Below are 26,864 nucleotides of genomic sequence, written 5' to 3'. Positions count from 1 at the left end.
TAAGGTTCAGGTGAACCCAGAGTTAATCTTTCATTCGCTGTGCAAGCCAGAGCTGCATGGCGGTAGGTAATTTATGCATAAAGCGCAGTATCCAGCCGAATACACGGGGGAAGTAAATCGTTCTGCGGCCCTTTGCCAACTGACTGCGCAATGCGGCAGACGCCTGGGCCACCGTAACCCGCATTGGCATAGCGAAATCATTGGCATCGGTCATTGGGGTTTTGACAAAGCCTGGCGACACCGTGACCACCTCAATGCCTTTGGGCTTTAAGTCGACACCGAGACTTTTGGCGAAGTAAAAAGTCGCTGCTTTACTCGCGCCATAGGCTTGCGCACGGGTAAATGGCAATAGTCGGCTCATGCTGTCAATAAAGACTAATTTACTGCCCTTACTCAGGTTTGGTAACAGGCTTTGGGCACAGTTGACCATGCCAAAGAAATTGGCCTGAAACACGCGTTCTACCAGCTCAACCTCGAAATGCTGAGCATAGTCGATGTATTCACAGACACCCGCACTCAAAATCACCAGGTCCAGACCCTGCAGACCACCGAGGTGCTGTTGACATTGTTTTGTATCGGTCACATCGAACTGCAGCGGATGCACATCGCCAAGCGCAGCCAGTTGCGAAAGCTTTTCTTGGTTACGGCCACAGACCCAGACCTGATGCCCTGCCGCTGCGTAGTCACGCGCAACCTGCTCGCCAATTCCGGAGGTCGCGCCAGTAATAAGAATGTTCATGAGGTTTTCATCCGGTCTTTGACCTTGTTGGTCAGCCAGCCGACGACAGGGATGTGCTCATAGACCAGCGCACCCATGTCATAGTAATCGTGATGCTCGCGGATCAGGCCGTTGTCGTCATCGAATTTCAGTTGGGTCACGCCGGGAACCACAATTTCCGCACCATCGCGGATTTTGGGATGGGCAAAGCGCATTTGCCAGGTCAGAAAACCACCTTTCTCGTTGACCAGTTCATCTTCAAAGGTAAAGTGACAGTAGTCGACATTTTCAATGCTATGTTCCAGGTAGGACTTTAGGTCTTCGAGTCCCAAAACCTGTTGCACCGGATCTTCAAAGGTTACTTCCTGATGATAAAAATCACCCAGCGACTGCAGCTTACCTTTCTCCATCTCAGCGTAGAATTCTTTAAGCTGGTCTAGCAGTTCATCGTGTTTCATTGTGTAAACCTCATTTGTTGACCGCCGTTTTTAATCCTTTAAAGGTGCTAATAAATGTTTCTCTGGCTGCTTTGTGATCAACCATAGGTTGCGGGTAGTCGGTTGAACCCTTGGCTCGTAAATAATCATGCGGGGTATGAATATACTTCGCAGGCACATTATTTAATTCACTTACCCATTTACGAATATAGAGACCTTGCGGATCAACTTGTTCACTTTGTCGGGTCGGATTAAACACCCGAAAATAAGGAACCGCATCAGTCCCCGTCGACGCACTCCACTGCCAGCCACCATTATTCGCCGCAAAGCTACCGTCAACCAGGTGCTGCATAAAGAAGCGCTCACCCCAGCGCCAGTCTATATGCAGATCTTTGACCAGGAAGTTTGCCACTATCATGCGGACCCGATTATGCATCCAGCCTTCGGCCTGCAGCTGTCGCATGCCCGCATCCACAATCGGGTACCCGGTACGTCCTTCACACCAGCGAGCGAAATCCGCTTTATCATACCGCCAGGGGAATTCTTCAGTATACGCCTGAAACGCTTTGCCCATACTCAACGCTGGCACATGAAACATCAGATGCTGATAAAACTCACGCCAGGCCAGCTCACTAAGCCAGGTTTTCGCACCCTCGTCCAAGCCATAGGGAAATTCTGGGCTGAGTGCCTGCAGTGCCCGGGCGGCGGCACGCGGTGACAACACGCCCACTTCCCACAGTGGCGACAGTCGCGACGTCGCATCGTCGGCGGGTACGTCGCGTTTGCGTTGATAATCTGCCACCTGCTCTTCAATAAAACCCTGTAGCTGGACGCCCGCATCACGCTCAGTTCGGGCCCATTGGCTGGCATCCCTTTTCGCTGCGTCGAGATCTATCGGCGTGAAATTCAGCGCCTCGGCCTTTCCCTTATAACCGGCAAGCGTTCGCTTACTGGATTCGGCTATACCCAGCTCGGCCAGGCGCGCACACCAGGATTTGAAAAACGGCGTAAATTTTTTGTAGTACCCGGAGGTTTGCGGCTTAACCTCCAGCGGTCGCACCAGCAAGTTACTGTCAAACCAGTGGCATTGCAGGTCATGCTGTTCAAACCAGGCATCCACGGCAGCATCACGACGGCGTTCATCCAACGCATAGTCACGATTGGCATACAACGCCGAAACCTGAACCTCGTTTGCCAGTTGCAATAACAAGCGCGGTAGTTCGCGGTAATAATCGCACTGCACTACCCGCAGTTCGATCCCCAGCTCAGCAAGTGCCTCACCGAGAAAATTCAGTTGCCGTTGGTAGAGATCACGCTTAATCGGTGCCCATTCATGGTCGCTCCATTGAGCCTCAGTTAACGCCACCACAGCGACCACTTTGCGGTGGTTTTGCATGGCTTGTAGCAAGGCGTCATTGTCGTCCAGACGTAAATCCTGGCGGAACCAAACTAATCCAGTCATGGCTTACAAACCGTAGCGTAATTTAAGGTCATCCGGGTACGGATGGAGGTAACTTTGCTCTTGCAGGTACGTATCCGGGTGCTTACGCAGATAGTGATTAATTAAGGTCAGCGGCGCCACCAGCGGCAGCTGTCCACTATTGTACCCTAGTATCACTTCGGTCAAATCCTGTCGCTCATCGGCGTCCATCTGGTCGCTGAAAAAGCCCTGGATATGTTGTAAAACGTTGGTGTGGTTCTTCCGCGATGCTGGTTTTGACAAGGCATCCATTAAGGTCTCGATATACCAGGTGGTAAAGTCCTCATCAAAACTCCGTTGCTCCGCCAGCTTACGCCCAAGTTCGCGATACACAGGCTGGTTGTGAGCAAGCAAAGTGAATTTCTGCTGCGCATGAAAGCCTTGCAGAACCGACGCCGTTAATGGTCGTGGTAATTGCTGCCAGGCAGAATACACATACACCCGAAGAATAAAATTCTCCCGCAGCAGCGGGTCATTCAGGCGTCCGTCTTCTTCCAACGGCATAGCGGGAAACATCTGCTGCACTCGGCGTGCGAAGATGCCCATTCCATCGCGGGTATTTTCATTGCTTCCTTCTTTATATACCCGGACGCGTTCCATGCCACAGCTTGGCGACTTCGCGCAAAGAATATAGCCACTTAGCTGCTCAAACTGACGTTCCCGGTTGCTCGCAAAGTCGGCCAGCCGCTCAGTCACCGACTCAGCCGTTTTTACAATCACCGCATCGGGGGCGTGACTGTCACCCTGCAAGCGTATAGTCGGTCGCGGAACACCCAGGCCAATGCCCACTTCAGGGCAGTAAGGAACCAGTTGAAGGTGACGTCGCAACTCGACATCACAAAAATCCGATCGTTTATGGCCACCGTCGTAACGTACCTTTTCGCCAACTAAACAGGAGCTGATGCCCACTTTGATCACTAGACTCATCCTCATTATTCTATGATTGTTCGAAAAATACGTGTGTTTTAATTAAATGGATCGCGCTTTATTTGAGATCCATCTTTAAACTTGGTGCGTAAAATATGGTCATCAGGTTCATAAACGTTAGAAGTATACTATGACACCATTTAAGCCAACATCGATAGCTCTGTTTCCACTGACGTCGCACGTGCTTCCCGGTGGCAGATTACAATTACGAATTTTCGAGCAGCGTTACATTCGAATGATCAAAGAGGCCCTGTCCGAACAGAAAGGGTTCGGCGTCTGCATGCTGAATCCAAAAGGCCGCAGTGACAACAATTCACACATACTGCCAATTGGTACTCTGGTCAATATCATCGACTTTGAATCACTGCCCGACGGCATGTTGGGGATCACCGTGGCTGGCGAGCAACTGTTCGAAGTCGGACATATCGACACCGCCAAAGATGGTTTGCGCACCGCCAATGTCACGCTGCGCGAAGAATGGCAGGCAACTGAATTAAGCGATGAGGACATTCTGTTACGTCAGCGCTTACAGGAAGTATTTGAAGCCTACCCTGAGCTGGCAGAGCTTTACCCGGAAAAAAAGCTCGACGATGAACCCTGGATATGTCAACGTTGGCTGGAGATTCTTCCATTGGAGCCGCAAAAGAAACAGGAACTTTTAGCGAGCCACAATACCCAACCTGTGAAAGAATTCATTCGTTCGCTGGTAGAGTGATCTGTTTACATCTATACACACGTAATGGTTAGTAATAACTAGTGGCATTAAACTCCTTAGTGAGTAGCGAACAGGCTGAAACGATATGCAGTTACAACCAAACAGAGATGCGCCCCGTACCGTTATGAAAACGACCAAGCCGGACGAAGCAGAGCACCTGACAAGGTTGCTGGCGACAGTAGCCGGTGATCGGTGTCGCCGTTCCTTTAGTGAACTGTTCCGCCATTTTGCGCCTAAATTACTTGCCTATGGCTCACGCCAGTTTGGCAACGAACAAATTGCTGCCGATCTGGTTCAGGAAACGATGACCAATGTCTGGCATAAAGCGCATTTATTCAACGCCGACAAAGGCGCCCCTGCTACCTGGATTTTTACCATAGCGCGTAACATTCGCTTCGATATCCTGCGTAAGAACAAACATCGCCGCGACGAAATCAGTGCCGACGAATTATGGCCAGTACTGGCAGAAACCTCGGATTCGTGGGGGGACGACTATGCCCTCGACCATGGTATTTTGATGCAGGAGATCAGCGGTTACTACGCCAAACTGCCTGATGCACAACGCGTCGTCATCGAAAAGATTTATGTGGAAGGCAAGTCACAACAGGAAGTGTCCGATTCACTTGGAATTCCGCTGGGTACCGTTAAATCACGGACTCGACTCGCATTACGTAAACTAAAAGAGTTGATTACCGAATGATTAAATCACACCCAGCCCAGAATTTGTTGCGCGATTACGTAGCCGGTGACCTTAACTCCGCGTCGGCCCTGGTTGTTGCGACCCATGTTGATATGTGCCCACATTGTCAGCGCCATTGTAGTGCTATCGAGGCTGAACTGAGCGCAGAAGTGTTTCAGAACTCTGCCCAACTTGGTGACAGTGACATGCAGCTGATGCTGGATGCCATATTCAGTTCTGAGAGCGCCGTTGAGCAGCGCCCCCTCACCGCTGAAACCAGCCATGATGGTATGATTTCACTGGAAGGCAAGCGCTTTAAACTGCCCCGCTCGCTGGCACGTCAGCAAGCCCGTATTGGCCCCTGGAATAAGATGATCGGCAATATGTGGCGGGCATCGCTTTCTCTGGGTACTGACGAAGTCGCTAACCTTATCTATATGGGTCAGCATTGCAGCGTACCTGAGCATACCCACCGTGGTAGCGAACTGCAGGTAGTTATTAACGGGACGTTTTCGGACGAGTACGGCCAATATTCAGATGGCGATTTACTGCTACTCGACGGCACCCATAAACATACACCGCATACCAACGACGAAGATTGCCTGATTTTAGCGGTCATGGACGCTCCACTCCATTTCACCTCAGGTATTAGCCGCTTGTTGAATCCATTCAGCAATTTGTTTTTTCGCTAGTACATACCGCTGAGCACGCTCGGTAGCGTCACAAAAAAGCACGCCAATTATGGCGTGCTTTTTTCGTTTCAGACAGTCTCGGACTTGTCTCAGATTTTCGCGTCTTCGACCCGTACTTTAAGCTTTTGACCGGGCCTGAAAGTAACAACACGACGGGCTGAAATTGGAATGTCTTCACCAGTTTTTGGATTCCGCCCCGGTCGCTCCGCTTTATCACGTAGCTCAAAGTTACCAAAACCTGATAACTTAACCTGCTCTCCGCTTTCCAGTGCAGCCCGAACCTCTTCAAAAAACAGTTCCACCATGTCCTTGGCGTCTTTTTTGCTCAGTCCAACCTTTTCAGACAGGTGTTCTGCAATTTCAGCCTTCGTCAGTGCCATATTAGCCATCCCTTAGTACCGCGTCGAATTCGTTTTTCAGCAATTCGACAACGCCATTAACAAACTCGTTCACTTCGTTTTCTTCAAGGGTTCGTTCAACATCCTGCAAAACCATCGAAATCGCCAGGCTCTTTTTACCTGCAGGCGTATTCTCACCCTGATAAACGTCAAATAAGTTTAGGTCAACTAAACGACTTTCGCCAAATTTCTCAATAACAACAAGGATTTCCCCTGCTGCAACCTGCTCATCAACGAGTAAAGCCAGGTCGCGGCGAATCGATGGATAGCGTGAAATCTTGCTTGCTTTGGGCAATGTCCGTTGCAAAATTGCATCCAGCTGCAATTCAAAGGCAAACACCCGGCCTTTTAAACCAAAGGTTTTACTGAACTGCGGATGAACCGCTCCGACATAACCAACTAAACGCTCGCCTAAGTAAATAGCGGCGCTCTGCCCCGGATGCAACGCACTGTGTTGACTGGCGACAAAGCGGAAATCAGCGGCGTGCGCTGTCAGCCGCAACAGGTTCTCGACATGGCCTTTGATATCATAGAAATCAACCGCCTGCTCACCATCCGCCCAATGTTCACCTTGCACGCTGCCGGCAATCACACCGGCAATCATCGACTGCTGACGGACACCATTTTCAGCTGTTGCGTCGGGGACAAAGCTCAGTCCCGACTCAAACATGCGCACACTGGCCTGCTGACGCTTCTGGTTATAGCCGACTGCACTTAATAAGCCCGGCCATAAGCTCAAGCGCATCGATGACATCTCTACCGAAATCGGATGAGGCAAAGTCAGTGTTGCCTGTTCCGGGAATAGTGCCGCCTGGTGTTTCGGGTCGACAAAGCTGTAGGTAATAGCTTCCTGATAACCCAACGCCTGTAAACTACGCTGCGCGTCACGCAAACTTAGTTCAGCCTCGTTACGACGGGACATTTTCAGCGCGGCTTTAGGTGCCACCGACGGAATGTTGTTGTAGCCATACACCCGCGCTACTTCTTCAATCAAATCTTCCTCAATCGCAATGTCAAAGCGATAGGTAGGCACTTCAACCTGCCAGCCAGCGTCATTTGCGGTCACTTTAAAACCAAGCCGTTGCATGATTTCGGTGACCTGAGTATCCGCAACCGAAATACCTAGCACCGCGGCCAGACGCTCGCGGCGCAATGACACCTCAGCAGCCTTTGGCACGTGTTCCGCTGAAGCGGCTTCGACGACCGGGCCAGCTTGACCACCACAGATCTCGAGCAACAGCTCAGTCGCGCGCTCCATCGCAGTGCGCTGTAATTCCGGGTCAACGCCACGTTCATAGCGATGTGAAGCATCGGTATGTAAACCAAAGCGGCGCGCACGGCCCATAATCGCAGTCGGCGCAAAAAAGGCGCTTTCAAGGAATATATCGCTGGACGCTGCAGTCACACCGCTTTGTTCACCACCGAAAATACCCGCCATCGCCAGTGCTTTTTTCTCATCGGCAATCACCAGTACGTCGTCCTGCAAGCTAACTGTTTGCCCATCCAGCAACGTCAGCGACTCATCGGTGTTCGCCATGCGTACCTGAATATCACCCTCTAGCGTCGCTAAATCAAACGCGTGCATCGGGTGGCCAAGCTCCAGTAAGACATAGTTGGTAATATCGACCACGGCATCAATTGAGCGCACACCACTGCGGCGTAAACGCTCTTTCATCCACAACGGTGTTGGCTTGGTCACGTCAATACCACGCACCACACGGCCAAGATAGCGCGGGCAGGCTTGCGGTGCCTGCAAAGTGATCTGTCGCGTGTCGTCAATCGTCGGGGCGACCGGGCTAACTGCCAGTTCTTTCACGTCGAGGTTATTCAGTACCCCTACTTCACGGGCAATACCTTTGATACCAAGGCAATCGGCACGGTTTGGGGTTAAATCGACATCCAGCATGGAATCATCAAGACCAAGCCATTGACGGTAATCTTTACCCACAGGCGCATCAGCCGGTAGCTCAATGATACCCGCATGCTCGTCATCAAGACCGAGTTCTTTACTGGAGCAAAGCATGCCGTGTGACGGCGCGCCGCGCAGTTTGGCTTTCTTGATCTTAAAATCACCAGGCAGTGTCGCACCCACGGTGGCCACGACCACTTTCAAACCCTGACGGCAGTTAGGCGCACCGCAGACGATATCAAGCAGCTCGTCGCCACCGACGTTTACTTTGGTCACCTGCAACTTGTCGGCATCCGGGTGTGGACCGCATTCAACAACCTCACCCACCACCACCTGATCAAAGGCGGCGGCAACCGGTTCCACGGCGTCTACTTCCAGACCGGCCATACTAAGCTGTTCGGCCAGTTGGTTACTGGTTAAATCCGGGCTGACCCATTCACGTAGCCATTGTTCACTGAATTTCATTGGCTCTGGTCCTTATTTAAACTGCTCGAGGAAACGAAGATCATTCTCAAAAAATGCACGCAGGTCATTCACGCCGTAGCGCAGCATGGTCAGGCGCTCAACGCCCATACCAAAGGCAAAACCGGTGTACTTTTCACTATCAATGCCAACTGCTTTCAATACATTGGGGTGAACCATTCCACAGCCCAATACTTCCAGCCAGTCACCACCGGCGCGGCGCACGTCCACTTCAGCCGACGGCTCAGTAAACGGGAAGTACGACGGACGGAAACGGATCTCCAGATCTTCTTCAAAAAAGTGATGCAGAAAGTCGTGCAAAATACCTTTAAGCTCGGTAAAGCTGACATCGGTGTCAACCATCAGGCCTTCAACCTGATGGAACATCGGGGTATGGGTCTGATCATAGTCATTCCGATAGACCCGGCCCGGCGATATGATTCGTAGCGGCGGCTGCTCAGTTTCCATGGTGCGGATCTGCACGCCCGAGGTCTGCGTCCGCAGCATGGTTGCCGGGGTAAAATAAAAGGTGTCGTGATCAGCCCGCGCAGGATGTTGCGCCGGAATATTCAGGGCATCAAAGTTATGGAAGTCGTCTTCAACTTCAGGCCCAACTTTGACACTAAAGCCTAACTGGCCAAAGTAGTCTTCAATGCGCTGAATGGTGCGTGTAACCGGGTGCATACCACCGCGGTTAGCACGGCGCCCTGCTAAGGTGACATCAATGCGCTCAGCGGCAAGCTTCTGGTTCATTTCCGCCTGCTTAAGCTCGTCATTACGCGCATTCAGGATCTGCTGCAGCTCTTGTTTTGCCTGGTTGATCGCCTGGCCAGCCTGGGGACGTTCTTCAGCAGAAAGCTTGCCCAGCTGCTTTAGCTGTTCGGTTAACAGGCCTTTTTTACCCATGTAGTTGACCCGAACGTCATCTAGCTCTGCGGGCGTACTGGCGGCTGCAACCGCCGCTTTCGCCTGCGTCAGTATTTCGTTTAAATCCATGATTTTCCTCAACCAGGGTTTGAGTTGCACTGGGCTGGCGACTAGCACCTGAGAACGGGCTCTGCACCGCAGCCAATGCATTGATTCACGTGAAAAATAAAGTGCTCATGATACCTGAATGTCAGTACGAAATGCAGGTGTAAATGGGCATGCTTGTGAAAATTGTCAGCAAACAGGCACAAAAAAGGGAGCCACTGGCTCCCTTTCTCTATTCTTACTTACTCGCGAGAGTGACTAGCTTACGCCAGACCTTCTTTTGCTTTCTCAACCAGAGCGGCAAAGCCTTTCTGATCGTGAACCGCGATGTCAGCCAGAATCTTGCGATCGATCTCAACAGAAGCTTTCTTCAGACCGTTGATAAAACGGCTGTAAGACAAACCACTTTGACGCGCCGCAGCGTTGATACGAACGATCCACAGTTGACGGAACGTACGTTTCTTCACACGACGGTCACGGTATGCGTATTGACCTGCTTTCGTGACAGCCTGTTTCGCTACACGGAAAACACGACTACGTGCACCATAATAACCTTTCGCTTGCTTCAGTATTTTCTTGTGACGCGCACGCGCGACCACACCACGTTTTACTCGTGCCATGCTTTATCTCTCCTCTTTCGTACGCTTACGCGTACGGCAACATACGATCAACTAGGGCTTTATCATTCTGGTGTACCATGGACTTGGCACGCAGATGACGCTTACGCTTAGAGCTCTTTTTGGTCAGGATGTGACGCAGGTGAGACTGCTTGCACTTGTAACCGCCTGAAGCAGTTTTCTTAAAGCGCTTAGTTGCACTTTTTACCGATTTCATTTTAGGCATTGCTAAAACTCCGCATTGTAATCCCCATTAACGGGGTAACAGTTAAATGTGTGACAGGGTGAAACGCAGCTGTAAACAGCTGCGCTTACTTGAAGACCTCAATCACTTCTTGTTAGGTGCCAGCACCATAATCATCTGGCGACCTTCGGCCCGGCGAGGGAAGAACTCGCACAAAGCAATGTCTTCAAGGTCTTTTTTGACCCGTTCCAACAGCTCAGTACCCAGTTCCTGATGTGCCATTTCCCGGCCACGGAAACGTATAGTGACTTTCGTTTTGTCACCACCCTCAAGAAAGCGACGCAGGTTGCGCAGTTTTACCTGGTAATCGCCTTCATCAGTTCCAGGTCGGAATTTAACTTCCTTAACCTGAATCTGTTTTTGCTTCTTCTTCGCTTCCTTTTGTTCCTTACTTTTTTCGTAAAGGAACTTACCGTAATCCATTACTCGACACACTGGCGGCTCTGCATTAGGACTGATCTCGACGAGGTCTACCCCCGCTTCTGCTGCAGCGTCTAGTGCTTCATTCAAACTTACGATGCCAGCCTGCTCGCCTTCCAGATCGATTAAACGGATCTCAGCAGCAGTGATGTCATCATTAATTCGGGTTTTATCGACCTTTTGGCCTCTTTTTCCGCCTTTAATTGTGTATTCCTCCAAACAGAATTATAAGTTGCGTGTATCCACTTCCTGACGCAGGTGCTCAGTAAACTCAGCCACGCTGAATGTTCCTAAATCGTCACCTTTGCGCGTACGGACGGCTAATTCGCCGTTTTCGACCTCTTTGTCACCAACGACAATGAGGTAGGGAACACGCTGTAAAGTATGCTCGCGAATTTTAAAGCCTATCTTCTCATTTCTCAAGTCGGCGGTCACGCGAAATCCTTGTTTTTTCATATCTGCGACCACTTCATTGACATAATCGGCCTGTTTATCGGTGATATTCATCACCACTGCCTGTCTCGGCGATAACCAGGTCGGGAAGAAACCAGCATATTCTTCAATCAAAATACCCATAAAACGTTCCAGCGAGCCCAGAATTGCACGGTGAATCATCACCGGCGTATGGCGCTCGTTGTCTTCGCCCACATAGGTTGCGCCTAAACGCTCAGGCAAGGCAAAGTCTAGCTGAATGGTGCCACACTGCCAGTGCCGGCCGAGACAATCGAACAAGGTAAACTCGATCTTAGGACCGTAGAAAGCGCCCTCGCCTGGCAGGTATTCAAATTCGATGTCATGACTTTTCAGTGCTTCAGCCAGCGCCGCTTCTGAGCGGTCCCACATGGCGTCATCACCCAGCCGTTTCTCCGGCCGCGTTGACAGCTTGACGTCAATACGATCAAAACCGAATGCCTGGTACGTCTCGTAAACCATACGAATACAGCCAGCGACTTCTTCCTGAATTTGTTCTTCAGTACAGAAAATATGGGCGTCATCCTGGGTAAACCCGCGCACACGCATTAAGCCATGCAGCGCGCCTGAAGGTTCATTACGGTGACAGCAGCCGAACTCGGCCATGCGCAATGGCAGGTCACGGTACGACTTCAGACCCTGGTTGAAGATCTGCACATGCCCCGGGCAGTTCATCGGCTTAATGGCATAATCGCGCGATTCAGAATGAGTGGTAAACATCAGCTCGGAGAACTTCTCCCAGTGACCTGATTTTTCCCACAGCACCCGGTCCATCATAAATGGGCCTTTTACTTCATCGTAATCGTATTCACGCAGCTTTTCGCGGATGAACTTTTCCAGTTCCTGGAAAATAGTCCAGCCGTTGTGGTGCCAGAACACCATTCCCGGCGCTTCTTCCTGCCAGTGGAACAGATTCTGGATCTTGCCGATTTTACGGTGGTCCCGTTTTTCTGCTTCTTCCAGACGCTGCAGGTAAGCCTTGAGCTCTTTTTTGTCGGCCCAGGCGGTACCATAAATACGCTGCAGCATCTTGTTATCAGAATCACCGCGCCAGTAGGCTCCGGCCACTTTCATGACTTTAAAATGCCTGCAAAAACGCATATTCGGCACGTGCGGACCGCGGCACATGTCGACATATTCTTCGTGGTGATACAGCCCTGGACGATCATCTTTACTGATATTGTCATCCAGGATTTCAACTTTGTACGGTTCACTGCGCTCGACGAACACTTCCCGCGCCTCAGCCCAGCTGACTTTCTTTTTGACCACGTCATAGTCAGTCTTAGCCAGTTCCTGCATGCGCTTTTCCAGTGCCTGCAAATCGTCCTGGCTCAATGGCCGATCGATATCGACATCGTAATAAAAGCCGTTATCGATGGTCGGGCCGATGGCCATTTTGGTGTCTGGCCACAGCTGCTTAATGGCATGGCCAAGTAAATGCGCACACGAATGGCGAATTATCTCGATGCCTTCGCTGTTTTTTGGGGTGATAATTTCGACTTTTGCATCGGTATCTATGGGGTCACTGGCGTCAACCAGTTCACCATTCACGCGACCAGCTACGGTTGCTTTGGCCAGGCCGGGACCAATGTCCAGCGCAATATCTAACACGGAAACAGGGCGGTCAAACTCGCGTTGACTGCCATCAGGAAGTGTAATTACAGGCATGATAGTTCCTTTCACAGTGGTGACACCTACCAAGTGCCACATGCATTGTTTGTCGGTAAGGCTATAACGTGGCAGAAACTATACCTAAAGCAGGGCCTTAGCGCAACGCAACCTTTGCCCGGATGCCATTAACCACGTAAGCTAGCGACTTTGTTTGCAAACATGAATGCAGTTCAATTATGACTTTGCTTATTGGCCAACTAGCCGCGTTATTGGCAGCCCTGTTCTGGGCGCTGGCGACCTTACTCTATAATCGCTCAAGCCTGCACCTCAGTGCCGCGCAGTTAAACCTGGTAAAAGGCCTGGTTGCCTGCCCCCTGTTACTTGGCAGCCTGTACCTGTTTGGTCTTGGCTTTGAACTTGACCTGCGCTCACCGGCCCTGTGGTGGTTACTGCTCAGCGGTGTCATCGGTATAACCATCGGCGACACCTGTTACTTCTCCGCCCTGCGTCGCCTTGGTCCTGCACACACCATATTGCTTGAGTACCTGGCCCCACCCTTTGCTGCCGTACTGGCCTGGATGTTTCTGCGTGAGCGGCTCAGCCTGCTGGAAATTATCGCCGCATTAACCGTTATTGCCGGGGTAATCTTTGTGCTCAGCGAGAAACGTATGCAACACGACCAGATGCCCGCGCGCCTGAGCCGTTCCGGACTGGCCTTTGCGGTCACCGCGGCCTGGTGTCAGGCGGTGGGTCTGGTGATGGCCTTTCACGCCTTGCAGGCCTTTGAAATTAACGCCTTGCAGGCAGCATTGGTGCGGCTCGGCGGTGGCACTTTAGCCTTAACCATCGGCCTTTTGCTGGTCGCCCCCGGCATTCTAACCAGTACCCGTCAGGCACTGGCGAAAACCCGCTTGCTGCCGCTGATGGTGGCAATCTTTTTTGGCACCTTTATGGCCATTGGTCTGCAGCAGGTGGCTATTGCCTATGTGACACCCGGCATTGCGCAAACCCTGCTCGCCACAGCACCGCTGTTCATGATTGCAATTAATGTACTTCTGGGAAAAACACTGTCGCTACGAGCCCTGCTCGGAACCCTGCTGGCTCTGGCTGGTATTGCACTGCTGTTTTTACGTTAACCGCCTCTGGTTGCTTGCTGGCATAGTTTTGCTGGCATAGCCGTGCTGGCATAGCAGCAGGCAAAATCTCGCCTGCTTGCTACACTTATTTACCAAGCCAAGCTATCCGAATCCGGGCAGCAAACAACAAAAAGGCAACCGAGGCGCGCCATGGCAGCAACTACGCAGTTAAAAGACGCAATTTTACACTGTCCGCATTGTGGACATAATGTTCATCTCGATATTGATATTAGTGAGGAAGAACAGGACTATCAGGACGAGTGCGCGGCGTGTGGCGGCGATATCCACATCCGCATCCACCGTGACATCGGCGACGGTAAACTGCATGTCAGCGTCGACGCCGATGATGAACAATATTATTGAGTGTCAGGTGCCTTTTTAGCCAGCCATTTGTTTAGCCAGAACACGCTTCACGGTTTCAACAGTGGTGATAGTCTGCTGATCCGCTTCAATGTTTAAGCTGTCACCAACCTGAACCCGGCCCAGCGTAGTGACCGACAAGGTTTCCGGGATCAGATGCAACCAAAAGCCATTTTCGTCGGTTTCGCCGACCGTTAAACTGGCCCCATCCACCGCAACAAAGCCTTTCGCCAGAATATAGTCCATCCACTTTACCGGCACCTCCAGTCGCATACTGCAATTGTTGGCGCTGTCATTGCGCTCAGTCACGGTGGCGACGCAATGCACATGGCCCGACACGATATGGCCACCCAGCTCACGGCCTACGGTCAGCGAGCGTTCAAAATTAACGGTGTCAGCCTGCTGCAAACGGCCGAGGTTGGTTAACCGCAAGGTTTCGTCAATCACATCGAATTCAGCAAATCCCTGTTCGCCCTGCTCTTCGAAGCGGGTCACCGTTAAACAACAGCCATTAATTGCAATACTAGCGCCCACTTCCAGGTTTTGCAGATGCAAGGGGTTGACGGCCAGGCGTAAATGGCGAAACTGGTTCTTATCTTCGATGGCGTCAACACGCGCCTGAGTCTGGACAATACCGGTGAACATGCAGCAACCTCAGTCAGTAAAATTGACCACAAGTGTACTCAGTTTAGCCAGGCTGGGAAAGTCCATTGTCATTGCCAGTCTGCTTATGCTGGTGGCCTGCTCAGGTGGCAGTGACAGCGAACGGCTGTGGCAGCGCTACCACCAGGCGCTGAGTGACAGTCTCAGTGAACAGCCCGTCCCCGTCCAACCGACTCCGCTGCCAGTAATGCCGCGTTCAGACGCGTTGCGCCTTGAAATTGAGCGCTTCAGTGTCGGTCTGCTCGATACCTTGCGCCTCGACCATTGCCGACTAAGCCAGCTAATTGCGCAGCGTAACAGTGCGTTGGGTATCGCGCAGTCGCCACAAGCCAGGCTGCGCTATGAACTGGACAGTCTTAAAGCTATTGACGAGTGCCTGCAAAATGCACAAAGTGCAGTGGACAACGACCCGCGTATCCATAGCATGCTGACCGACGCCCGAGCGCACAAAGTGCAAACCCTGCCACTTTACATCGACCAGCTACTCACCCGTGGCGACAGCTTTCGTCAGGCCTTGCGCGCCCATTCTGCCGGCCATGCCAGCGACGACAGTTCTGATTTAGAGGCAGCGTTGGCTGCGCTTCAGTATCTGCAACAGCTTTTCACGCAGGCGGTGGCAGGCCACTTCGGCCAATTGGATCTCGAACCCTACAATCAGCACTTACGAACCTTAGCGCAATCAGACGCGCTGCCGCGGCAATGGCGAACCATGCACCAGACCGAAGCCTGGCTGCGCGCTATCAATCAACAGCTTGCTGGCGCCGCCGAGCAGCTTGAATGCACCTCAACCAGTGCCTCTGGATCCCCTGCCCAATCGCAACGCCTGCAGACGCTGATGCAGACTGTTTATCTCGCTCAGGTTGAGCCACGCCTGACACGCTGGAACGCAGACCAACAGCTGATTACCTCGCAGCTCAATAAGTTAAGCGCGTTCAGTGTTCAGCCTGAGTGGCAGCAGTATATTAATCAGCTGATTGGCAGTGACAGCCATGCTGAACAGGTTCGTGCGTTAACAGTTGAGCACAGCCGCCTATGGCAGCAGCTGCGCGCTCAATGTCAGCTCACCACAGATCCACTGGATAGTTAGGTACGTGAAAAAACACCCAGCTGCCAGCGCTGAGCGAGCTTTTTCAAAATCCGGACCCCGGCAATGCTATTACCACTGTCATCCAGTGCCGGGCCTATAGTAGCCAGCCCCATTCGGCCCGGAGCCACCGCCATAATACAGCCGGAAATACCACTTTTTGAGGGCATTCCCACCTCCAGAGCGTACTGACCCGATGCCTGATACATGCCCGTGGTAAACATCAAGGTTAATACCGTTTGCACAGTACGCTCGGAAATCAGCTGTTTGCCGCTTTTCAAATCACGCCCGTAATTGGCAAACACCGCGGCAATCCGCGCCAGATCCACGCAGTTCATTTCAATCGAGGTCTGCTTAAAATACGGCGTCAGTTTGTCCTCTTCGCGACCCTGCAGCACCCCATGGCTGCGCATTATATAAAACAGCCCCCGGTTGAGATCCTTGTCTTCCTCTTCGTACATTGTATGGTTGTAATCAATGCTGTCGTTGTCCGCCAGACGACGAACAAAATCAAGAATACGGGCAAAGCGCTCGGTGCCGTTCTGGCCGTGGATCATGGCCGTGGTCGCAATGGCACCCGCATTGATCATCGGGTTCGACGGAATACCATGAATGCCCTCTTCTATTGCAGCCGCCGAGTTAAACGCATCGCCACGCGGCTCCTGACCAATATGGCGAAAGAACTCATCATGACCAACATCTTCCAGTGCCAGCGCCAGAGTCAGCGCTTTTGAGGTGCTTTCAAGGGGAAAACGAACCCTGTCATTCGAGCCACAGCAGGTTTTACCATCCAGCCCCACCGCACAGACCCCAAACAACTCATGCTCATTGCTATCACTCACGCCGAACGTAGTTACCCGCTCACCCTGATGTTCAATGGCTTTTTCTTCCTCAACCACCTGCTCCATGAACGCGGAAATATCCTCATTAATCTTTTGCACCGGCAGCTACTCCACAGTTGTTAACCAACTCCCAGTGTAGCCGAGCTATCGCCGCGCACCGCTCAGCTTTTGTGCAAACAGTTCAGGCAACAGGAAAAAGTACTTGCACCACCAGGCCCAACTCACTATTATTAGCGCCGTCTTCAACGCAGCAACGCTGCCGAAGCATTTGCGTCCTTAGCTCAGTTGGTTAGAGCGCTGCCTTGACATGGCAGAGGTCGGTAGTTCGAGTCTACTAGGACGCACCAAATTCAAAAAAGGCCCACAGTGAAAGCTGTGGGCCTTTTTGTTTGTGTGGTGTTTAAGTTTTAAGGGCGCTATGACCTACATGTATCTACATGACATGCACGGTTGATCAATGCTGCTTACGTTTACTTATAGAGTCGACCAACAAAAACCCCAATGATCGCGCAGATAGCGCCCAACCAAACATATAAAAGATCTACTCCGAAACGTACTTCCACTTCCACACGTAAAATCGATAGTAAGATCACCGCCAACACGGCGAATATTATAGGTTTAGTCTGTGATCGCGTACTAACTTTACTCCTTTAAAGTGTGGCAACAGGTCACATCCCTGCTGATTGCTTGTTCTTAGTCAGTAACAATAAGCAAGTTCTGCGCCATTATTCCCGGTTACAAGGTCGGCACAGTATGCACAGTTCGAGGTACTTAAGGGGTGCTGCACTTCTATCATCTCATCGTTGCTAACTCTAACCGGCTCCCAAGAAATCAGGGCGCTTACCGGCTTGTCCGCTGCAATGCGTTGTTAAGTGCTTGCAGACTGTCGGGTCCAGCGTCTAGTCGAACGCAGCTACCTGATTCAGACTCCCAAGTAGCCGATGATGATAGGTGAAGATGAACGGCTACTTCGGATGTCGTTGTTTCATCAAGTAAGCCAGCAGGGATCCATACTAAATCAGTATTTCTCAATTTATTGGGTACTGAACTACCACAATGCGAGCAGAAATCATTCCGATACCCTGTTGGTTTTTGAAAGGAACTGATTTTAGATAGACCTGTAACCCACTGAAAGCGCTCCTGAGTTACAAATGTAGCCGTATTAGCCGCTGCTCCCGTGGTTTTACGGCATAGCGAGCAATGACATTGATATAAATTCGGCAGTTCCCCGTCGATCGCAAATTTCACCGCTCCGCAAAGACACTCTCCCTTCATAGGGTATTCCTTAATTAACGTGTTAGTTAGCTACCTATGGTTGCGTCTCATAGGTCATGACACCCTCAGGTATTTGTACCCAGTCTTGTTTTTCACAAACCCACAAGTGAATGGTTGGGTTTATATCGCTTGTATCTGCAAGCGTAGATGGCTTTAACATAAGATGCTGAGGATTGCCTGGGTTGTAATGGTATATGTGGTTAGCGCACACCGGACAGAACTTGGCTGAGCTTGTATTTCCACTCGCAGCAACCCTGCTCCATTCATTCATTTCACCACTTATCTCAATGGCATCTGAATCTGCCATTGCAGTAAACCTCTATGTAATGGCTATGCTACGTATTTGGGCAGCCTAAGCGCCAAGCAATGGATGGTGTTTCAAACTATGGTATTTCAATGCCATTTGCAGGCAATGGGCTAGAGGCCCTTCATGGATAGCAGCGTCCAGGGGGACAATAATCGCTCGTTTCCCCTCATATTCGAATTCATCCCGATATATTTCCCTGAAGGTTTCGATCAGTCTGGTCTGGCAGTGGAAATATATCTTTATGGCGGCGGGATCTGCTGGCTTCCAGTCGATTCGAATCGCAGTGCCACCTTTTACCAGATAGCTGGCCTCACCCCACTTAAGCGTTTCCTCCACTGCGCCCAAATCATTCTCTTCCGCGACGGCAAAGATGAGAAGACGGACGGCATCCAGCTGCGTTTGCGCTTCAGCAGGGTATGTCGCAAATTTGGTTTGTATTTCAGGCTTCACGGAGCCTCCGGTTCAGCCACCTAACGCCTAGCTCAACAGGTAATTGGAGCACAGCGTAAATTGCTCCGCTGAAGTTGTTTGTTAAGAGGCATTGGCACGTTCCGCTTCTTCAAGCTTTCTTACTGCAAATCGCCCTCTCTCAGATACGGGGTGAGACTTATCCGAAATAAACTGTTCAGCTAATTCCCAAGCAACAGACCCCAGATTTTCTAGTTCTCGTATTAGTATCTCTGCTGAAATACGACGAACAATAGACGAACGATCCTCAGAAGATTTTTTAATCAAGTCGTACAGCGGGGTTTGAACGTCCAGTTTTCGCTCAGCAACGACGGGCTTTAACCTTCCTTCACCATAACTTTTATCAGTCCATTCCCATTTACGACCTTCAACCCACGCAATTCGGCCTTCAAATAAGCTTCGGTAAGCCTTAGCACGGACAGATGGCTGGATGGCAAGACTGGCTATCTCATTGACATATCCATCAAGGATCGGAGTGCGTCCAAGTTGAGAAAAAAGAGAAGGCATAGGCCCTGATGTCGATGAAATTAACTTAAACCTAAGCGAGTCTGCTATTTCTTTTTCACAAATTATTTGTAAAAGAACCTTTTTACCTGCTTCCTCAATCCTACCCCACGAAGTCCAATTGGAAAGCGCAATACACAGAGCCTCAACTACATATCTTGGATCAGTCGCTTTTGCTATCTCCGGAAGCTTTTCTCCTGCGGCAGCACGTACTTGCGGTACCCAATCATTAAGCCTACGAACAGCAAGCGAAAAGAAGAATGTATTTGGTGCCGCTCCGGATAAAGCTCGTAGGCTTTTCTCGCGCCTATGCCCATCCCAGCTAACCAGGTCTAGCCAAGTTAACAATTCGTTGGATTTTGACCATATTTTCCACTTTGGTGGAGTAGATTCTCTTAGAGCTAAGGAGAATTCAGAACGAATCAACCGCTCCCAAAAATCAAAACTGGAGAGAGGCAACTGAGATGTCACATCAATTAATGAAGAAATATCAGCTACGACTTTTCGTTCCGAATTTATCGAGTTAGAACAATTCTTTATTGCTGAAACAATTTCATCTTTCTTAATCTGCGATGGTTGCACTGGTTACTCGCCTCTTAACGTCTGCTTAAGCAGACCAAACAAAGCCCTGGACTAAAATATAATAGCCGTACTCAAAATACTTATTTAAACTGAGAAGGAGACGCGTTGGCGGTCCCTCCTGCAGCGGATGTCAAGCTATTAATCAACCAACTCAATACCTAAGCTTTCTAACAGGCTCAAGGCCTCATATCGTGAAAATTTGGCCTTTTTTACATTATTTTCCAGGACGTCAATTGTGTACGCCGTTGATTCGCTAAAATCGACTGCCTGTAAATTTGTTCCCATGAATAAACTATGACTGAAGTCACTATAAGTCATTGTCGAACCTACAAAGTTACCGCCACGAAAGTCAACATCATGCAACTTGCACTCGTCAAAAACCAGTTCATTTAAGGTCAGCCCAAAAAAAGACGAGTCATTCAAAATACAACGCTTAAAACTTAACTCAAAATCTGAGTGATAAACCGGCCAGGTTGCTTTTGTCCAGTCCACACCAACTAACTTGCTATCTTCAAATTTAAGCTCAAATAGATTTGAGTTTGAGAAATCAACCAAGCTTAAATTACAGCGTTCAAATGTGCAGTTTATAAATTTACATTTCTGAAATTTAGACGCTGAGAAATCACAGTCGGAGAACTGGCAATCTTCAAACTCGATGCCGCTGTAGTGCTCATCAGGTAAAGAAAGCTTCTCAAACGCAAGGTCAAAATAGTGCTCGTTATTTTTCACATCTGTCATCGTATTCTCTGCAGAGCCTAACGTTTATATAGTGCGCCAGCACAGGTTGTCAGCGCGGAAGGTACTCTCTGCCTATGTCTGCTATCCATGGCAGGTTAACTCTATGTAACTGACCTTACTAAAGTTATTCCGGTGCCGCAACTACGCAGTGTCCGCCTGTTTTCAACGGACACTGTGAGTGTCCGCGGACACTCTTTCTTCGTCCAAAAGCCGTCTAAACCCCTTTAAAATCAACAATGTGAAACCTGGCATTAAAGGTGCAATACAGGATGAAATTAAGCATTACTGAAACGTCAGGACAAGCGCACATGATCCAGGGCACCAGCCAGCAAGACCATATTATCCAGCGCCAGGCAAAGAGTGCGCTGCGTCGCTTCTTCCCAAGTGTTGCCATCGTCAGCACCTTGATGGTGTTGGCGGTGGTCTTTTTTCAATCGTTTGGAGAAGGTGCCAGCTTGGTACTGCCGCGGAATCAGATGCAGTTCGCCACGGTACAACGGGGGGATCTGGTTCGGGATATCTCAGTGCAGGGCCGAATTGTCGCCGCCAACGCCCCTACCCTCTACAGTCAGGAGGTTGGCCAGGTGCAGTTGTTCAAGCAGCCCGGTGAAGCCGTAAATCAGGGCGATTTATTGGCGACTATTACCAGCCCGGCATTACAAAATGATTTACAGCAACAAGAGGCAGTACTGGCCGGCATGCAAAGTGACGCGGAACGTGCGGAGCTGGAAGCGCGCAATCAGCAACTGGATATGGAACAGGTTATGAATACAGCGCAAATCAATCTGCTGGCTGCCCGCCGCGAACTGCAGCGCGCCCGTCAGTCGATTGAGCTGGGGGTCATCCGCCAGCTTGATTTTGATATCGCCGAAGACAACCTGACCACGTCCGAACTGGAGTTTGACCATGCCAAACGCAAGGTCGAACTGGCGCGCGATATGCTGAATTTTGAGCAAAGCTCGCGCGCTCAGTCCATTCACCGCCAGCAGCTGATAGTGGACGAACTGCAGCGCAAGGTTTTTGCACTCAATATTACCGCGCCGGTAACTGGCCAGTTGGGTAACTGGCTGGTTGAACAACAAAGCCATGTGTTGCCGGGCCAGCCGCTACTGACGGTGATTGATTTGAGTCAGTATGAAGCGGAACTTGCGGTGCCTGAAAGCTACGCCCGTGATCTAATGGCAGGCCAACAAGTCGAAGTGCAGCTTGGAAACCAGCAGTTGCGTGGTGCGATTAGCTACATTGCACCGGAAGTGCGCAATAGCCAGGTGAGCGCCCGCGTGCGTTTCACAGAGGCCGACAGCAGCCAGTTGCGGCAGAGTCAGCGCCTGACAGCGCGCGTAATCCTAGAACATAAAGCAGACGTGCTGAAAATAGCCCGCGGTGACTTTGTCAGTTCAGGGGGTGGGCGTCAGGCTTACCAGGTTATCGACGACCAGGCGGTGCGCAAGCAGGTGGAGCTTGGCGCACTGTCAGTGCAGTGGGTCGAAATACTCGACGGCGCCACCGAGGGCGAGCAATGGGTGATTTCAAACCTAAGCGATTTTAAAGACCAAAACCGGGTCAATCTTAATTAACACAGGGACCAAGCAATGATTACGCTAACAAACTTGAGCAAAATTTTTCGCACTGAACTGATTGAAACCCATGCGTTGCGCGACGTGAATTTGCAGATCAACGAAGGTGAGTTTGCCGCCCTGACCGGGCCATCGGGCTCCGGCAAATCAACGCTGCTGAATATTCTTGGCACGCTGGAGAGCTTTGATAGCGGTGACTACCTGCTCGATGGTAAATCGGTGAAAGGGTTATCAGATGCTGCGCTGTCACAGCTGCGCAACGAGAAAATCGGCTTTATCTTTCAGAGCTTTAACTTAATTAAAGACTTCAGTATTTACGACAATATCGAACTGCCATTGCGCTATCGCGGGTTAAAAGCAGCGGAGCGCAAGCAGCGTATTGAACAGGCGCTAGAGCTAGTCGGCCTGCACGCACGGCGTGACTATCTGCCCGCCCAGCTGTCCGGCGGACAGCAACAGCGGGTCGCGATTGCCCGTGCAATTGCAGGTCGGCCGCGCATTCTGTTAGCGGATGAGCCCACTGGTAACCTCGACTCCTTAATGGCGCGCCAGGTGATGGAATTGCTCGAACAGATCAATCAGCAAGGCTGCACCATTTTGATGGTCACCCATGACCCGGACCAGGCTCGTCGCGCTGGGCGCAATATTCAAATCATCGACGGTCAGCTGCATGACAGCACCATGTATGAACCGCTGGCAACGCAAAGCGCATAAGGGATAACCCATGGAACAGTTTATTTATTACCTTAAAGTGAGCCTGCTGAGCATTAAACGGGCCCCGCTGCCCTATGCCTTAACGGTTTTCATTCTCAGCGTAGGCCTGGGGGTGTTTTTTGCCAATGCCACCTTTTACTACCAACTGAATTCTGACCCTTTGCCGGGTAAAAGTGACAAGCTGTTTTTCCCGATGACGCTGATAGCGCCCTATCAATGTAACGACTGTCGCCCGCCCAGAGCACTTAGCTACAGCAATGTACAAAAGCTGGCCGCAAGTGATATCCCGTCAGCTCAGGCTGCCATGTACAGTTCCGCTGGCTATGCCCGACTGACCATAGATCAGCCACCGACACCAGCGCGGGTTCGGGTTACCCAACGCGACTTTTTTCAGATGTTTGAAGTACCCCTATTACATGGCTCAGTGTGGGCCGACGACAATGCTCATAATCAGGTCATACTAAGTCGGTCGATGGCGCTGAAACTGTTTGGCCGGACCGGGGTAGTCGGTGAATCATTGGTGCTCGACGACAGAAACTTCAGTGTTATCGGGGTGCTCGACGAATGGCAGATGTTGCCGCGATTATACGATGCCAATGGCCGCAACCACCTGAGTCCTACCGAAGATATTTTTCTGCCGCTGGAAACAGGGTACGACCTGAATTATCTGTCGAACTCCTACTCACAAACCTATGACGATACGGATTACCGCCAGTTAGCCACTGAAGGCCGCTCGGGCGCCCTGCACCAGCTGCAATACTGGGTACAGCTTGATACCGCGGCACAGCAGCACGATTATCAGCAGTATATGCAAAGCCTGGCGGAAGACGAAAAAGCGGCGGGACGTCACCCGGCCCCGATCAATAACCAGTTAGTGCCGATGAACGAGATCGTTGACTATTTTGGTGACGACCCCGGCGATATCAAAGCCTTTGCTCTGGTTACCCTGCTTTTCCTGGTGGTCTGTCTTTTTAATGCCAGCCACCTGGCACTCAATCGCTACCTGAGCAACCAATATGAGTTCAGTCTGCGTCGGGCGTTGGGGGCTAACCGAAGCCAGCTGCAGTTACAAATGCTGGCCGACGTGCTGCTAATGACGGTGTTTTCCCTTCTTGGGGCGCTTTTGATTGGCTATGCAGGCGTCTCATTAATGAACGCGCTGCTACCCCAAAATAGCCTGTTCTCAACCTGGGATCTGACCTTAATCACAGCGCTCATCCTGGCCGCACTGGTTTGCAGTTATCTGGTGACTTTATACCCGTCACTGCGTGCCTCGTTTGGTTCGCTGAACCAGCAATTGAAGGAATAACCACCATGTCATTATCACTACTGCTCAAAGTGATGCTCAACCGCAAAGTTGTCACCATCTTACTGCTGGTACAACTGGCTATCACCCTCGCGCTGTTGCTTAACAGTGTGCTGCTGGCTCAGCAAACCCACCAGCAACTCAACCGGCCGACCGGTCTTGAACTGGAAGAAACCGTGCTGGTGCAGCTAAAGCCGACGACACCGCAACTTCGAACCTACCCGTTACTTGAGGACTTACTGCAACGACAACTTCGCGCCCTGCGAAATATTCCGGGCGTTGTCGCCTCTGCCTACAGTAACCAGCCGATGCTTACCCAAGGCGGTAATAATAACAATCTGTATGACGTCGATAACGAGGAGCGAAGCAACATTCCAGGTGTGCCAACCTACTTTGTCTCGCCAGACTTTTTCAAGGTACTGAATGTCGACGTGCTGCAGGGCGAGTTGCCGCAGCACTCTGGCTTTCTGGATAGCGAGACTCAGCCCGGTGTGGTGCTCACGGAAAGTTTGGCGGAGCAGCTTTTTCAGGGGCAGTCATCCATAGTCGGCCGCCAGCTTAATCTGGGGCCGGTTAGTGCCGTAATTAGTGATTTTTATGGCCAACGCATGCATGGTGCGGACGAGGTAATGTACAACAGTATGCAGGTCGCCCCGCCCTATTCCGTAGACTGGGGCTATACCTTATTGCTACGAACGGAGCCGGGTCAAACCACTGCGGTTCGCGAGCAGTTAACCAGTGTATTGCAGCAGGTAGAACCGAACATCGAAATCTACTACATACGCAGCCTGGCTGAGCAACAACACCAGCTTTATCGCAATGAATACGGACTGGCCGCTCTGCTCACCATCCTGACCGCATTAATGCTTTTGGTCACCATGGTATCCAGCTACAGCAGCGCGCATTTTCATGTCTTGAAGCGACATCAGGAAATTGGTGTTAAACGTGCGTTAGGTGCCAGCAAGCGGTTGATCTTTATTGAGCTACTAAGTGAAAGCTGGGTGTGTACCCTGGTCGGCGCGGTCCTTGGCATCGGTTGCGCGCTGATCCTGAACCAGGCCTTAGCACAGGTTATAAGCTTACCTCCGCTCAACTGGTGGTTACCGCTGATAACCAGTGCGATTTTGCTATTCTCTGTCACCCTGGCCACATGGTATCCTGCTGCCATTGCTACCCGGGTGTCGCCCGCCACTGCCACCAAAGCCTTGTAACCCATGCTGAATATATTGGTTATTGATGACAATTCGTCCATTTGCCAGGCCCTGCAAACGCTGTTTTCGCTGCAGGGCTACCAGGTCTGCTGCGCGACAACACCAGAACAGGCATGGCAACTGTTAAACGAACAGCCTGTCGATTTGATCCTGCAGGATATGAATTTCTCCGCCGGTGAAATGCAGGGTGATCAGGGCAGAGTCTTGTTCTACCAACTGCGGAAGCAGTATCCCTCCTTACCGATTGTGCTGATGACCGCCTGGACCCAGCTGGACATGGTGGTCGAACTGGTCAAGGCCGGGGCGACCGATTACATCGCCAAGCCATGGGACGACCAGCGGTTACTACTCACAGTCGCCAATGCGCTGAAGTTAAAACAGCTGAGCGAACAACAAGCACGCCGAGACGAAGAGCAGCAAGCCGCCTTTGCTGGCAAAGATCTCTGTGGTTTGGTCTTCGCCAGCAGTCAGATGCAGCAACTGATGCAGATGACACTGCAGCTGTCACCGGCCAATGCTGCGGTGCTGATCACCGGCCCCAATGGCGCCGGTAAAGAAGGCATCGCCAATGTCTTGCACGCCAACTCTCCACGCAAAGACAAGCCTTTTATCAAGGTGAACATGGGTGCCCTGCCAGCCGATTTGATGGAGGCTGAGCTGTTTGGTGCGGAAGCAGGTGCCTACAGTGGTGCCAACAAAACCCGCATTGGACGCTTCGAGGCCGCCGACGGAGGCAGCTTATTCTTAGATGAAATTGGTAATTTGTCGTTATCGGGTCAGGCCAAGCTGCTGCGCGTGCTGCAAACCGGTGAATATGAACGCTTAGGTTCCAGTACCACCCGCCGCGTCGATGTGCGCCTGATTAGTGCCACCAATACCGATTTAACCAACGCCATTGCCCAGGGGCAGTTTCGCCAGGACTTGTACTATCGTGTCAATGTAGTGCAGCTCGCCCTGCCCGCTTTGGCTGAACGACCTGATGATATTTTGCCACTGGCACGGTATTTTATCAGCGGCAAAAAAAGCCTTGCTCATGATGCCGAGCAACTGCTGCTTAGCTACCACTGGCCGGGTAACGTGCGTGAACTGCAAAATGTGTGTCAGCGAGCACTTTTACTGAGTAACGGGAACGACATTCAGGGCGCCGATTTAGGCCTTCCGGAGAGCGCAACTGCGGCAAAGCGCGTGCTGGATGATATTGACCGCGCATCTATCGAGCAGGCCCTGTTGCAGGCTGGCGGCGTTATTTCACGCGCGGCTAAGCAGCTTGGCATCAGCCGCCAGGCACTCTACCGACGCATGGAGTTTTACGGTATTGAAACGCCTTAAACCTATTCCGTTCAAA

Annotated in this window: 29 protein-coding genes and 1 tRNA gene; 12 read left to right on the top strand and 18 right to left on the bottom strand. The window is 51.2% G+C overall.

The window, feature by feature from the left end:
- Positions 1-22 precede the first annotated feature (22 nt).
- The 4 genes from CWE12_RS01395 to CWE12_RS01380 are packed head-to-tail and all read right to left on the bottom strand — an operon-like array spanning position 23 to position 3,562.
- The gene (locus CWE12_RS01395; protein WP_126787789.1) at positions 23-739 is read right to left on the bottom strand and encodes an SDR family NAD(P)-dependent oxidoreductase; all 717 of its coding nucleotides are present in this window, start codon (positions 737-739) and stop codon (positions 23-25) included.
- Positions 736-1,176, bottom strand: a complete 441-nt coding sequence (locus tag CWE12_RS01390) for a nuclear transport factor 2 family protein (protein WP_126787788.1) — start codon at positions 1,174-1,176, stop codon at positions 736-738. Before CWE12_RS01390 ends, CWE12_RS01395 begins: the two co-directional genes overlap by 4 nt.
- A gap of 10 nt (positions 1,177-1,186) precedes the next feature.
- Complete coding sequence (locus CWE12_RS01385) at positions 1,187-2,617, bottom strand: cryptochrome/photolyase family protein (protein WP_126787787.1); 1,431 nt, start codon at positions 2,615-2,617, stop codon at positions 1,187-1,189.
- A 3-nt stretch (positions 2,618-2,620) separates the two neighbouring features.
- Positions 2,621-3,562, bottom strand: a complete 942-nt coding sequence (locus CWE12_RS01380) for a YbgA family protein (protein WP_126787786.1) — start codon at positions 3,560-3,562, stop codon at positions 2,621-2,623.
- 130 nt (positions 3,563-3,692) lie between these two features.
- On the opposite strand from CWE12_RS01380, the gene CWE12_RS01375 reads away from it, so the two are divergent.
- The 3 genes from CWE12_RS01375 to CWE12_RS01365 all read left to right on the top strand — a co-directional run bounded on the left by CWE12_RS01375 (position 3,693) and on the right by CWE12_RS01365 (position 5,648).
- Complete coding sequence (locus CWE12_RS01375; RefSeq protein WP_126787785.1) at positions 3,693-4,277, top strand: LON peptidase substrate-binding domain-containing protein; 585 nt, start codon at positions 3,693-3,695, stop codon at positions 4,275-4,277.
- Positions 4,278-4,362: 85 nt separating this feature from the next.
- On the top strand, positions 4,363-4,977 hold the full coding sequence (locus tag CWE12_RS01370; protein ID WP_126787784.1) for a sigma-70 family RNA polymerase sigma factor: 615 nt from the start codon (positions 4,363-4,365) through the stop codon (positions 4,975-4,977).
- A complete protein-coding gene (locus CWE12_RS01365; protein ID WP_126787783.1) occupies positions 4,974-5,648 on the top strand; it encodes a ChrR family anti-sigma-E factor in 675 nt (224 codons plus the stop codon). The genes CWE12_RS01370 and CWE12_RS01365 overlap by 4 nt, the downstream gene beginning before the upstream one ends.
- An 89-nt stretch (positions 5,649-5,737) precedes the next feature.
- Here the strand turns inward: CWE12_RS01365 and CWE12_RS01360 are convergent, their stop codons facing one another.
- The 7 genes from CWE12_RS01360 to thrS form a co-directional block, all read right to left on the bottom strand.
- Entirely contained in the window at positions 5,738-6,028 is a 291-nt protein-coding gene (locus tag CWE12_RS01360; protein WP_126787782.1) for an integration host factor subunit alpha, read from the bottom strand.
- Between the two features lies 1 nt (position 6,029).
- Positions 6,030-8,420 carry a phenylalanine--tRNA ligase subunit beta gene (pheT, locus tag CWE12_RS01355; RefSeq protein ID WP_126787781.1) on the bottom strand — a complete coding sequence of 797 codons (2,391 nt, stop codon included), beginning with the start codon at positions 8,418-8,420 and terminating at the stop codon, positions 6,030-6,032.
- A gap of 12 nt (positions 8,421-8,432) precedes the next feature.
- Positions 8,433-9,413: a phenylalanine--tRNA ligase subunit alpha gene (gene pheS / locus CWE12_RS01350; RefSeq protein WP_126787780.1), complete on the bottom strand. Its 981-nt coding sequence runs from the start codon at positions 9,411-9,413 to the stop codon at positions 8,433-8,435.
- A gap of 239 nt (positions 9,414-9,652) precedes the next feature.
- The gene (rplT, locus tag CWE12_RS01345) at positions 9,653-10,009 is read right to left on the bottom strand and encodes a 50S ribosomal protein L20 (RefSeq protein ID WP_126787779.1); all 357 of its coding nucleotides are present in this window, start codon (positions 10,007-10,009) and stop codon (positions 9,653-9,655) included.
- A 25-nt stretch (positions 10,010-10,034) separates the two neighbouring features.
- On the bottom strand, positions 10,035-10,232 hold the full coding sequence (gene rpmI, locus CWE12_RS01340) for a 50S ribosomal protein L35 (RefSeq protein WP_126787778.1): 198 nt from the start codon (positions 10,230-10,232) through the stop codon (positions 10,035-10,037).
- Between the two features lie 102 nt (positions 10,233-10,334).
- Entirely contained in the window at positions 10,335-10,889 is a 555-nt protein-coding gene (infC, locus tag CWE12_RS01335) for a translation initiation factor IF-3 (RefSeq protein WP_198675661.1), read from the bottom strand.
- Positions 10,890-10,895: 6 nt separating this feature from the next.
- Positions 10,896-12,809, bottom strand: coding sequence for a threonine--tRNA ligase (thrS, locus tag CWE12_RS01330; RefSeq protein WP_126787777.1), 1,914 nt, complete (start codon positions 12,807-12,809; stop codon positions 10,896-10,898).
- Between the two features lie 179 nt (positions 12,810-12,988).
- Between thrS and CWE12_RS01325 the strand changes: the two genes are divergently transcribed.
- Together CWE12_RS01325 and CWE12_RS01320 are read left to right on the top strand one after the other, a co-directional pair.
- Positions 12,989-13,888: a DMT family transporter gene (locus CWE12_RS01325; protein WP_126787776.1), complete on the top strand. Its 900-nt coding sequence runs from the start codon at positions 12,989-12,991 to the stop codon at positions 13,886-13,888.
- Between the two features lie 150 nt (positions 13,889-14,038).
- Positions 14,039-14,251: a CPXCG motif-containing cysteine-rich protein gene (locus CWE12_RS01320; protein ID WP_126787775.1), complete on the top strand. Its 213-nt coding sequence runs from the start codon at positions 14,039-14,041 to the stop codon at positions 14,249-14,251.
- Positions 14,252-14,266: 15 nt separating this feature from the next.
- Here the strand turns inward: CWE12_RS01320 and CWE12_RS01315 are convergent, their stop codons facing one another.
- On the bottom strand, positions 14,267-14,893 hold the full coding sequence (locus CWE12_RS01315) for a riboflavin synthase subunit alpha (protein ID WP_126787774.1): 627 nt from the start codon (positions 14,891-14,893) through the stop codon (positions 14,267-14,269).
- Between CWE12_RS01315 and CWE12_RS01310 the strand changes: the two genes are divergently transcribed.
- Positions 14,892-15,998 carry a DUF3080 family protein gene (locus CWE12_RS01310; protein WP_126787773.1) on the top strand — a complete coding sequence of 369 codons (1,107 nt, stop codon included), beginning with the start codon at positions 14,892-14,894 and terminating at the stop codon, positions 15,996-15,998. The two genes, CWE12_RS01315 and CWE12_RS01310, sit on opposite strands and share 2 nt — an antisense overlap.
- Here the strand turns inward: CWE12_RS01310 and glsA are convergent.
- Complete coding sequence (glsA, locus tag CWE12_RS01305; protein WP_126787772.1) at positions 15,995-16,936, bottom strand: glutaminase A; 942 nt, start codon at positions 16,934-16,936, stop codon at positions 15,995-15,997. The genes CWE12_RS01310 and glsA overlap by 4 nt on opposite strands.
- A gap of 171 nt (positions 16,937-17,107) precedes the next feature.
- On the opposite strand from glsA, the gene CWE12_RS01300 reads away from it, so the two are divergent.
- A tRNA-Val gene (locus tag CWE12_RS01300) sits at positions 17,108-17,184 on the top strand.
- 493 nt (positions 17,185-17,677) lie between these two features.
- Here the strand turns inward: CWE12_RS01300 and CWE12_RS13745 are convergent.
- The 5 genes from CWE12_RS13745 to CWE12_RS01275 form a co-directional block, all read right to left on the bottom strand.
- Positions 17,678-18,112, bottom strand: coding sequence for a GFA family protein (locus CWE12_RS13745; RefSeq protein WP_126787771.1), 435 nt, complete (start codon positions 18,110-18,112; stop codon positions 17,678-17,680).
- Positions 18,113-18,146: 34 nt separating this feature from the next.
- Positions 18,147-18,419: a GFA family protein gene (locus CWE12_RS01290; RefSeq protein ID WP_126787770.1), complete on the bottom strand. Its 273-nt coding sequence runs from the start codon at positions 18,417-18,419 to the stop codon at positions 18,147-18,149.
- A gap of 45 nt (positions 18,420-18,464) precedes the next feature.
- Positions 18,465-18,869, bottom strand: coding sequence for a DUF1801 domain-containing protein (locus CWE12_RS01285; protein ID WP_126787769.1), 405 nt, complete (start codon positions 18,867-18,869; stop codon positions 18,465-18,467).
- A gap of 81 nt (positions 18,870-18,950) precedes the next feature.
- Positions 18,951-19,973 (bottom strand): hypothetical protein, encoded by a 1,023-nt coding sequence (locus CWE12_RS01280; protein WP_126787768.1) that lies wholly within the window; start codon positions 19,971-19,973, stop codon positions 18,951-18,953.
- Between the two features lie 138 nt (positions 19,974-20,111).
- Entirely contained in the window at positions 20,112-20,711 is a 600-nt protein-coding gene (locus CWE12_RS01275) for a pentapeptide repeat-containing protein (RefSeq protein WP_126787767.1), read from the bottom strand.
- 269 nt (positions 20,712-20,980) lie between these two features.
- Between CWE12_RS01275 and CWE12_RS01270 the strand changes: the two genes are divergently transcribed.
- From CWE12_RS01270 to CWE12_RS01250, 5 genes are read left to right on the top strand one after another with little or no spacing between them, the layout of a single operon-like run.
- Positions 20,981-22,288 carry an efflux RND transporter periplasmic adaptor subunit gene (locus CWE12_RS01270; protein WP_241984103.1) on the top strand — a complete coding sequence of 436 codons (1,308 nt, stop codon included), beginning with the start codon at positions 20,981-20,983 and terminating at the stop codon, positions 22,286-22,288.
- Between the two features lie 15 nt (positions 22,289-22,303).
- The gene (locus CWE12_RS01265; RefSeq protein WP_126787766.1) at positions 22,304-23,002 is read left to right on the top strand and encodes an ABC transporter ATP-binding protein; all 699 of its coding nucleotides are present in this window, start codon (positions 22,304-22,306) and stop codon (positions 23,000-23,002) included.
- Positions 23,003-23,012: 10 nt separating this feature from the next.
- Entirely contained in the window at positions 23,013-24,311 is a 1,299-nt protein-coding gene (locus CWE12_RS01260; protein WP_126787765.1) for an ABC transporter permease, read from the top strand.
- A 5-nt stretch (positions 24,312-24,316) separates the two neighbouring features.
- On the top strand, positions 24,317-25,519 hold the full coding sequence (locus CWE12_RS01255; RefSeq protein WP_126787764.1) for an ABC transporter permease: 1,203 nt from the start codon (positions 24,317-24,319) through the stop codon (positions 25,517-25,519).
- A 3-nt stretch (positions 25,520-25,522) separates the two neighbouring features.
- Positions 25,523-26,848: a sigma-54-dependent transcriptional regulator gene (locus CWE12_RS01250; protein WP_126787763.1), complete on the top strand. Its 1,326-nt coding sequence runs from the start codon at positions 25,523-25,525 to the stop codon at positions 26,846-26,848.
- The last annotated feature ends 16 nt before the right edge of the window (positions 26,849-26,864 follow it).

Source organism: Aliidiomarina sedimenti, assembly GCF_003986955.1.
Lineage (GTDB): Bacteria > Pseudomonadota > Gammaproteobacteria > Enterobacterales > Alteromonadaceae > Aliidiomarina > Aliidiomarina sedimenti.
This window is presented reverse-complemented; position numbering and strand designations above follow the sequence as displayed.

Excerpts from the sequence above, each read along its gene's own strand:
- CWE12_RS01395 (WP_126787789.1), bottom strand. The coding sequence starts at position 739 with ATGAACATTCTTATTACTGGCGCGACCTCCGGAATTGGCGAGCAGGTT.
- CWE12_RS01390 (WP_126787788.1), bottom strand. The coding sequence starts at position 1,176 with ATGAAACACGATGAACTGCTAGACCAGCTTAAAGAATTCTACGCTGAG.
- CWE12_RS01385 (WP_126787787.1), bottom strand. The coding sequence starts at position 2,617 with ATGACTGGATTAGTTTGGTTCCGCCAGGATTTACGTCTGGACGACAAT.
- CWE12_RS01380 (WP_126787786.1), bottom strand. The coding sequence starts at position 3,562 with ATGAGTCTAGTGATCAAAGTGGGCATCAGCTCCTGTTTAGTTGGCGAA.
- CWE12_RS01375 (WP_126787785.1), top strand. The coding sequence starts at position 3,693 with ATGACACCATTTAAGCCAACATCGATAGCTCTGTTTCCACTGACGTCG.
- CWE12_RS01370 (WP_126787784.1), top strand. The coding sequence starts at position 4,363 with ATGCAGTTACAACCAAACAGAGATGCGCCCCGTACCGTTATGAAAACG.
- CWE12_RS01365 (WP_126787783.1), top strand. The coding sequence starts at position 4,974 with ATGATTAAATCACACCCAGCCCAGAATTTGTTGCGCGATTACGTAGCC.
- CWE12_RS01360 (WP_126787782.1), bottom strand. The coding sequence starts at position 6,028 with ATGGCACTGACGAAGGCTGAAATTGCAGAACACCTGTCTGAAAAGGTT.
- pheT (WP_126787781.1), bottom strand. The coding sequence starts at position 8,420 with ATGAAATTCAGTGAACAATGGCTACGTGAATGGGTCAGCCCGGATTTA.
- pheS (WP_126787780.1), bottom strand. The coding sequence starts at position 9,413 with ATGGATTTAAACGAAATACTGACGCAGGCGAAAGCGGCGGTTGCAGCC.
- rplT (WP_126787779.1), bottom strand. The coding sequence starts at position 10,009 with ATGGCACGAGTAAAACGTGGTGTGGTCGCGCGTGCGCGTCACAAGAAA.
- rpmI (WP_126787778.1), bottom strand. The coding sequence starts at position 10,232 with ATGCCTAAAATGAAATCGGTAAAAAGTGCAACTAAGCGCTTTAAGAAA.
- thrS (WP_126787777.1), bottom strand. The coding sequence starts at position 12,809 with ATGCCTGTAATTACACTTCCTGATGGCAGTCAACGCGAGTTTGACCGC.
- CWE12_RS01325 (WP_126787776.1), top strand. The coding sequence starts at position 12,989 with ATGACTTTGCTTATTGGCCAACTAGCCGCGTTATTGGCAGCCCTGTTC.
- CWE12_RS01320 (WP_126787775.1), top strand. The coding sequence starts at position 14,039 with ATGGCAGCAACTACGCAGTTAAAAGACGCAATTTTACACTGTCCGCAT.
- CWE12_RS01310 (WP_126787773.1), top strand. The coding sequence starts at position 14,892 with ATGCAGCAACCTCAGTCAGTAAAATTGACCACAAGTGTACTCAGTTTA.
- CWE12_RS01315 (WP_126787774.1), bottom strand. The coding sequence starts at position 14,893 with ATGTTCACCGGTATTGTCCAGACTCAGGCGCGTGTTGACGCCATCGAA.
- CWE12_RS13745 (WP_126787771.1), bottom strand. The coding sequence starts at position 18,112 with ATGAAGGGAGAGTGTCTTTGCGGAGCGGTGAAATTTGCGATCGACGGG.
- CWE12_RS01290 (WP_126787770.1), bottom strand. The coding sequence starts at position 18,419 with ATGGCAGATTCAGATGCCATTGAGATAAGTGGTGAAATGAATGAATGG.
- CWE12_RS01275 (WP_126787767.1), bottom strand. The coding sequence starts at position 20,711 with ATGACAGATGTGAAAAATAACGAGCACTATTTTGACCTTGCGTTTGAG.
- CWE12_RS01270 (WP_241984103.1), top strand. The coding sequence starts at position 20,981 with ATGAAATTAAGCATTACTGAAACGTCAGGACAAGCGCACATGATCCAG.
- CWE12_RS01265 (WP_126787766.1), top strand. The coding sequence starts at position 22,304 with ATGATTACGCTAACAAACTTGAGCAAAATTTTTCGCACTGAACTGATT.
- CWE12_RS01260 (WP_126787765.1), top strand. The coding sequence starts at position 23,013 with ATGGAACAGTTTATTTATTACCTTAAAGTGAGCCTGCTGAGCATTAAA.
- CWE12_RS01255 (WP_126787764.1), top strand. The coding sequence starts at position 24,317 with ATGTCATTATCACTACTGCTCAAAGTGATGCTCAACCGCAAAGTTGTC.
- CWE12_RS01250 (WP_126787763.1), top strand. The coding sequence starts at position 25,523 with ATGCTGAATATATTGGTTATTGATGACAATTCGTCCATTTGCCAGGCC.